Annotated in this window: 4 protein-coding genes and 1 pseudogene; 1 reads left to right on the top strand and 4 read right to left on the bottom strand. The window is 75.2% G+C overall.

The genetic code is table 11. The features are described from left to right. Nucleotides 1-1,786, bottom strand: a pseudogene (locus UW392_RS62015) (cation-translocating P-type ATPase); the annotation flags it as partial. A 706-nt stretch (nucleotides 1,787-2,492) separates the two neighbouring features. Between UW392_RS62015 and UW392_RS67230 the strand changes: the two are divergent. Next, complete coding sequence (locus UW392_RS67230; protein ID WP_414497660.1) at nucleotides 2,493-3,248, top strand: hypothetical protein; 756 nt, start codon at nucleotides 2,493-2,495, stop codon at nucleotides 3,246-3,248. 63 nt (nucleotides 3,249-3,311) lie between these two features. Here the strand turns inward: UW392_RS67230 and UW392_RS62025 are convergent, their stop codons facing one another. The 3 genes from UW392_RS62025 to UW392_RS62035 form a co-directional block, all read right to left on the bottom strand. Beyond that, the gene (locus UW392_RS62025; RefSeq protein ID WP_320784333.1) at nucleotides 3,312-3,935 is read right to left on the bottom strand and encodes a TetR family transcriptional regulator; all 624 of its coding nucleotides are present in this window, start codon (nucleotides 3,933-3,935) and stop codon (nucleotides 3,312-3,314) included. A gap of 24 nt (nucleotides 3,936-3,959) precedes the next feature. Beyond that, nucleotides 3,960-4,964 carry an aldo/keto reductase gene (locus UW392_RS62030; protein WP_320784334.1) on the bottom strand — a complete coding sequence of 335 codons (1,005 nt, stop codon included), beginning with the start codon at nucleotides 4,962-4,964 and terminating at the stop codon, nucleotides 3,960-3,962. Nucleotides 4,965-5,132: 168 nt separating this feature from the next. Next, the coding region (locus UW392_RS62035) for a glycine--tRNA ligase (protein WP_320784335.1) at nucleotides 5,133-5,963 on the bottom strand (831 nt) is incomplete at its 5' end.

A 5,963-nucleotide genomic window follows, 5' to 3' on the forward strand; every position in this document is an offset into this window, starting at 1 on the left:
CCAGCCGCTCCCGTACGTCCTCGGGGCCCAGTCCGTGCCAGGCCACCCGGGGCCGTGGCCGGGGCGCGCGGGCCGCCGCCACGGTGAGTCCCGCCCGCACCCCGGAGACCAGCGCCGCCGCCGCGCCCGCGTCGACGGGCGCGTGCCGCAGCCCCGGCAGCAACGGCGACCCGCGTCCGCTCCGCGCCTCCCCCACGGCCACCAGCAGTCCGGACAGCGCGGCACCGGAGCGCGCGAGGACCTGCGAACGCCGGCCGACCCCCCGCGCCGCCGGCACCGCCCGCAACAGCCGCCACACGTCCGCCAGTCCGTGTACGGCGAGAACGTCCGCGCCCCACACGACCGGCCCGTCCCCGTCGGCGAGGGCGACGGCCACGTCCCCGGCCAGCAGCCCGGCGAGCAGTTCCGCTCCGTCGGCACCGTCGCCGGGCGGCGGCCGTACGACGGTCAGGACGCCGCCGTCCTCCTCGCGCAGTTCCGCCACCACCTCGGCGAGGGCCCGTCCGGCGCCGACGACCCGGTCCGCGAGGCCGGTGAAGTCGGCCAGCGCCGGGTCCTCCACCATCACCACGCGCAGTCCGGCGCGGCGCGCCGCGTCCAGCACGTCCTCGGTCCAGGGGTCCGCGCCCGCACCGGGCCGCCGCAGCGCGCTCGGGTGCAGCACGACCGTGCCGGCCATCTCCAGCTGCCGCAGCCGGTCGGGGTCGCGCACCAGCACGCCCGCCCGGCACAGGGCGCCGCTGAGCACGGCGTGGAACGCCGCCGGCCCGTACCGCGCCGCCTTCGGCGACCCCGAGAGCACCGCTTCCGCGGCCTCGCTCACGTCGCGCTTGACGAGCAGGGTGGCCAGCGCGCCGGCCACGCTGCCGGTCGAGGCGTGGGCGGCGTACTCCTGGGCGGGCGAGGTGCGCAGCGGCGGGCGCAGCGCGGGGTCGCCGGGCAGGCCGCCCCGGCCGGGCGCGCACAGCCGGTCGTGGACCGCCTCGAACGCCGCCGTCCTGGCCACCGCCTCCGCCAACTGGCAGGCCCGCAACGCCCCGTCGAGGACCAGCGAGGCCGGGCTCTGTCCGGCGCCGTGCACGGCCGCGTTGACGGCGGCCAGCACGACGTCCGTACGGGCGCCGCCCAGCCGGTCGGTCAGCCACGCCCGGAACGCCGGGTTCTCCCGCAGCAGCGTCGAGACCGCCGTCAGCAGCCGGGGCGTGGGCGGCAGCCGCAGCGCGGAGGCGGCCGTCCCGGCGGCGACACCCAGCACATCGGCGCCGAGCGCCGCCGCGGCGACCCGTACGGAGGTGGGGTCGCCGGGGTGGGACAGCTCCTCCACGGGTTCGGCCCGGTCCGCGGCGCGGGCCAGTCCGTGCCGCTCGGCGAGCGCGGTCGCACGGTCCACGACCCGGTCGGTCAGGGCGTCCTCGGTCGCGGTGACCACGAGGCGGGCGAGGCCGGTGTCCCAGTAGGCGAGCGCCACGTCGGGGTGTTCGGCGAGGGCGGCCGCCACCCGCCGGGCGGCGTGCTCCAGTCCGACGGCGGTTCCGGCGGGCCGCAACGCGAGGTGGAGGCGGGTGCCGGCCCGCCAGTCGCGGCCGCCGCCGCCCGGCAGCGCGGCGCGGGCGACCCGGGCCGCGCGCGCGGCGAAGTCCGCGGTCCGTACGCCGGCCCGCGCGCCGCCCGCCACGGCTCCGGCCGCCGCGCCGACCGCGGGTGCCGTGGACCGGGCGAGCAGCCGGGGCCCGGCCAGCACCGTCCCCGTGACGGCACCGGCGGAACGCGTCAGCAGCCCGGCCACCGTCACCGCCGCTCAGCCCGCCGTCCGGCCCGCGCCACGCCGTCGGGCGGCCGGGGAAGCCTTCTTGGCCGTAGCCGCCCCTCTGGAGACGCGCTGCGTGGTGGCGGTGCCTTTCGCCGCGGAGGCATGCGCGGTGGTAACAGCACTCCGCGAACGCGCGACACCGGCCTTCTCACGCCCGACACCGCCCTTCTCAGCGGAAACACCGGGTTTCTTGGCGGGGGCGCCGGACTTCTTGGCGGAGGCGCCGGACTTCTTGGCGGAGGCGCCGGGCTTCTTGGCGGGGGTGAGGGCTCTCTCGGCGGGGGCGCCCAGCGCGGTCGTGGGGGCGGGGGCTTTCTCGGCGGAAGCGCCCAGCTTCGTCCTGGGGGCGCCAGGCTTCGCGGTGGGGGCGTGGGCTTTCCCGGCTGGGCCGCCAGGCTTCGCCGTGGCGGCGCCAGGCTTCGCCGTGGGGGCATGGGCTTTCCCAACTGAGGCGGCGGCCTTCCCAACTGAGGCAGCGGCCTTCCCGGCTGGCGCGGCGGCCTTACCAGCGGGAGCGGCGGCCGTTCCGGCTGACGCGGCAGCCTTCCCAACTGACGCGGCGGCCTTCCCGGCTGGCGCGGCGGCCTTCCCGGCTGGCGCGGCGGCCTTCCCAGCGGGAGGGGTTCCGGCGCCGGATCTCGCTGCCGCGGCCCTTCCGGCAGTGGTCTTCCCTGGCGTACCGGTGGCGGCGCGCTTCTTGGAGGCGGGGGCGGGGGTCCTGGTCGCCGCCCCGCTGCGGGCGACCGCGCCGGCCTCCTTCGCGGCGGCGGTGGTCCGCGTGCGGGTGCCGGTGCTCAGACCGGCGTCGGCGGTGGCGTGGGCCTCGCCCGTGCGGCCGCTGGTGGCCTTCTTCCCAGCACTGCGGACGTCGCCGCTCTCCGCCGCTCGCCGCATGCCGTCCGGCGTCGTGGTCCGGTCCTCGGCCGCCGTCCTCTTCGCCGTCCTCTTCGCGGTCCCCTTCCCGGAGCCCGCCTTCCGTGTCCTGCGGGCGGCCGCCGCCGTCCCCGCCACCGGCGCCGTGCCCGTCGTACGCGAGGCGTTCCTCACCACCGTCGCGGACTTCCGCGCCGCGCCCGTGCCCGCGCCCGCGGTCTCCGTGGCGTCGTCCGTCCCGGACGACTCCCGCGGCTTGGTGAGCCACGCGACCGCCGCGCCCGTCACGGCCACCGGCCACTCCACCAGACCGGCGACGCCCAGCACCCCCGCGCCGGTGTACACCGCCACCCGCCGTCCGCGTGGGGACACGGCACCGATCCGGTCCAGCACTCCGCCGGCCGCCCGGCCGACCGTCCCGGCACCCGGCACCCGCCCCAGCACCGAGGCGGCGGCGTTCAGCGGACCGGCGAGATCCGGGAGACCTGGAAGCCCCGGGAGCCGGAGGACTCCCCGCGCCGACTTCTGCTCAGCCATGACCTACCGTCCTCCGCGCGCGTGCTAGCCCCTGGCACCCTCACCTTCCGTTACGCGCCGGGTTTCCGCACTTCGACGGTTCTCCTGCCGTTTACCGTTCTGGACGGTTCTCCCGCCGGTCCCGGTCCGCCCCCAGCCCGCGTACCAGCAGCCCCACCACCGCCTCCAGCTCCGTCTCGATCTCCGGGCGCCGCCACTCCCCCGCGTGGCAGGGGTCGTGGAAACGGGCCGTGGCCTGGAAGACCGCACGGGCCCCGGACTCGGCGTCGGCGACGGTGAACGCGCCGTCGTCCTGGCCGGCCCGGACGATCCGGGTGAGCTGGCCGGTCAGCTCCTCGATGTGCTCGCCCACCACGGTGCCGTTCTCGTCCACCAGCACCGAGTACGTGGCGAACAGCTCGGGGTCGTCGCCCGCCTTGCGCCGCTTGGCCTCGAACAGTGCGCGTATCCAGTCCCGCAGCCGCGCCTCCGCGTCGCGGTCCTCGGCGGCGACGATCCCGGCGAGCGCCTGCGACGTACGGTCCAGCCACCGCTTGGTCACCGCCTCGCGCAGCGCCGCCTTGGTCCGGAAGTGCCGGTAGACGCTGCCGTGGCTGACACCGAGCGCGCGGGCCACGTCCACCACGGTGGCCTTGGCGGGGCCGTGCCGGCGCAGCACCTCCTCGGTGGCTTCGAGGATGCGCTCGGCGGTCAGGGTCTCGGAGGTCGGTGCCATGGCCTAGACCGTACCCGGCGGGTGTCAGCGCTCGACGTCGGCCAGCTGGGCCGCCGCGTAGCGCTCACCGGCGGCGGCGCCGGCCGGCACGGCTTCCTCTATCGCCGCCAGCTCATCCGCTTCCAGCGTCACGTCGAGCGCGCCCAGCGCCTCGCCGAGCCGCTCGCGGGTGCGGGCGCCGACCAGCGGCACGATGTCCTCGCCCCGGGACAGCACCCAGGCGATGGCGGCCTGCGCGACGCTCACGCCCTTGCCGTCGGCGATCTTCCGCAGCGCCTCGACGAGGCCGAGGTTGTGCCGGAGGTTGTCGCCCTGGAAGCGGGGCGAGAAGGAGCGGAAGTCGCCCGGGGCGAGCTGCCGGTCGGCGGTGTAGTGCCCGGAGATCAGTCCGCGGGAGAGCACCCCGTACGCGGTGACGCCGATGCCCAGCTCGCGGACGGTGGGCAGGATCTCGTCCTCGATGGAGCGGGAGATGAGCGAGTACTCGATCTGAAGGTCGCTGACGGGGGCGGTGGCGGCGGCCCGCCGGATGGTCCCCGCGCCGACCTCGCTGAGGCCGATGTGGCGCACGTACCCCTTCTCCACCAGCTCGGCTATGGCGCCGACCGTCTCCTCGATCGGCACGTCGGGGTCGAGGCGGGCGATGCGGTAGACGTCGATGTGGTCGACGCCGAGGCGCTGGAGGGAGTAGGCGGCGAAGTTCTTCACGGCGGCGGGCCGCCCGTCGTACCCGGACCAGCCGCCGTTGGGATCGCGCAGGGCCCCGAACTTCACGCTGATCCGCGCCTGCTCCCGCAGTCCGGCGGGTGCCGCGCGCAGCGCCTCGCCGATCAGCATCTCGTTGTGCCCCATGGCGTAGAAGTCGCCGGTGTCCAGCAGCGTCACCCCGGCGTCTAGGGCGGCGTGGACGGTGGCGATCGACTCGCCCCGGTCGGCTTCTCCGTAGAGCGCGGACATTCCCATGCACCCGAGTCCGAGGGCGGAGACGCGGGGGCCGGTGTTTCCGAGAGAACGCGTTGGCATCGTCATGCCCCCACTCTGACACGACAGCTGACAGATTTCAATATCTGTCAGCTGTCACCTGTCAGTTGTTGACTGCCAGATGCCATCCGCCACTCCCCCCCGTCGGCACGACGAAGCCCCCGGCACCGGACCCGTCTGGGTCCGGCACCGGGGGCCGAGTACAGCTACCGGAAGTCAGGCGCCGATCAGGCGCGCGGCCAGGTACCCCTCGATCTGGTCGAGCGACACCCGCTCCTGCTTCATCGAGTCGCGCTCGCGGACCGTCACCGCGTTGTCCTCGAGCGTGTCGAAGTCGACCGTCACGCAGAACGGCGTGCCGATCTCGTCCTGGCGGCGGTAGCGGCGGCCGATCGCGCCGGCGTCGTCGAACTCGATGTTCCAGTTCTGCCGCAGCGCCTGGGCGAGACCCTTGGCCTTCGGGGACAGCTCCGGGTTGCGGGAGAGCGGCAGGACGGCCGCCTTCACCGGGGCCAGGCGCGGGTCGAGGCGCAGCACCGTGCGCTTCTCCATCTTGCCCTTGGCGTTGGGCGCCTCGTCCTCGATGTAGGCGTCCAGCAGGAACGCCAGCATCGCGCGGCCGACACCGGCCGCCGGCTCGATGACGTACGGCGTCCAGCGCTCGCCGGCTTCCTGGTCGTAGTAGGCGAGGTCCTGGCCGGAGGCCTTGCTGTGCGCGCCGAGGTCGTAGTCGGTGCGGTTGGCGACGCCCTCCAGCTCGCCCCACTCACTGCCGCCGAACTGGAAGCGGTACTCGATGTCGGCGGTGCGCTTGGAGTAGTGGGAGAGCTTCTCGGCCGGGTGCTCGAACCAGCGCATGTTCTCCTCGCGCAGACCCAGGCCGGTGTACCAGTTCCAGCGTTGCTCCATCCAGTACTCCTGCCACTTCTCGTCCTCGCCCGGCTTGACGAAGAACTCCATCTCCATCTGCTCGAACTCGCGGGTGCGGAAGATGAAGTTGCCGGGCGTGATCTCGTTGCGGAAGGACTTGCCCATCTGGGCGATGCC

It is taken from the genome of Streptomyces sp. CRN 30, from assembly GCF_034105845.1.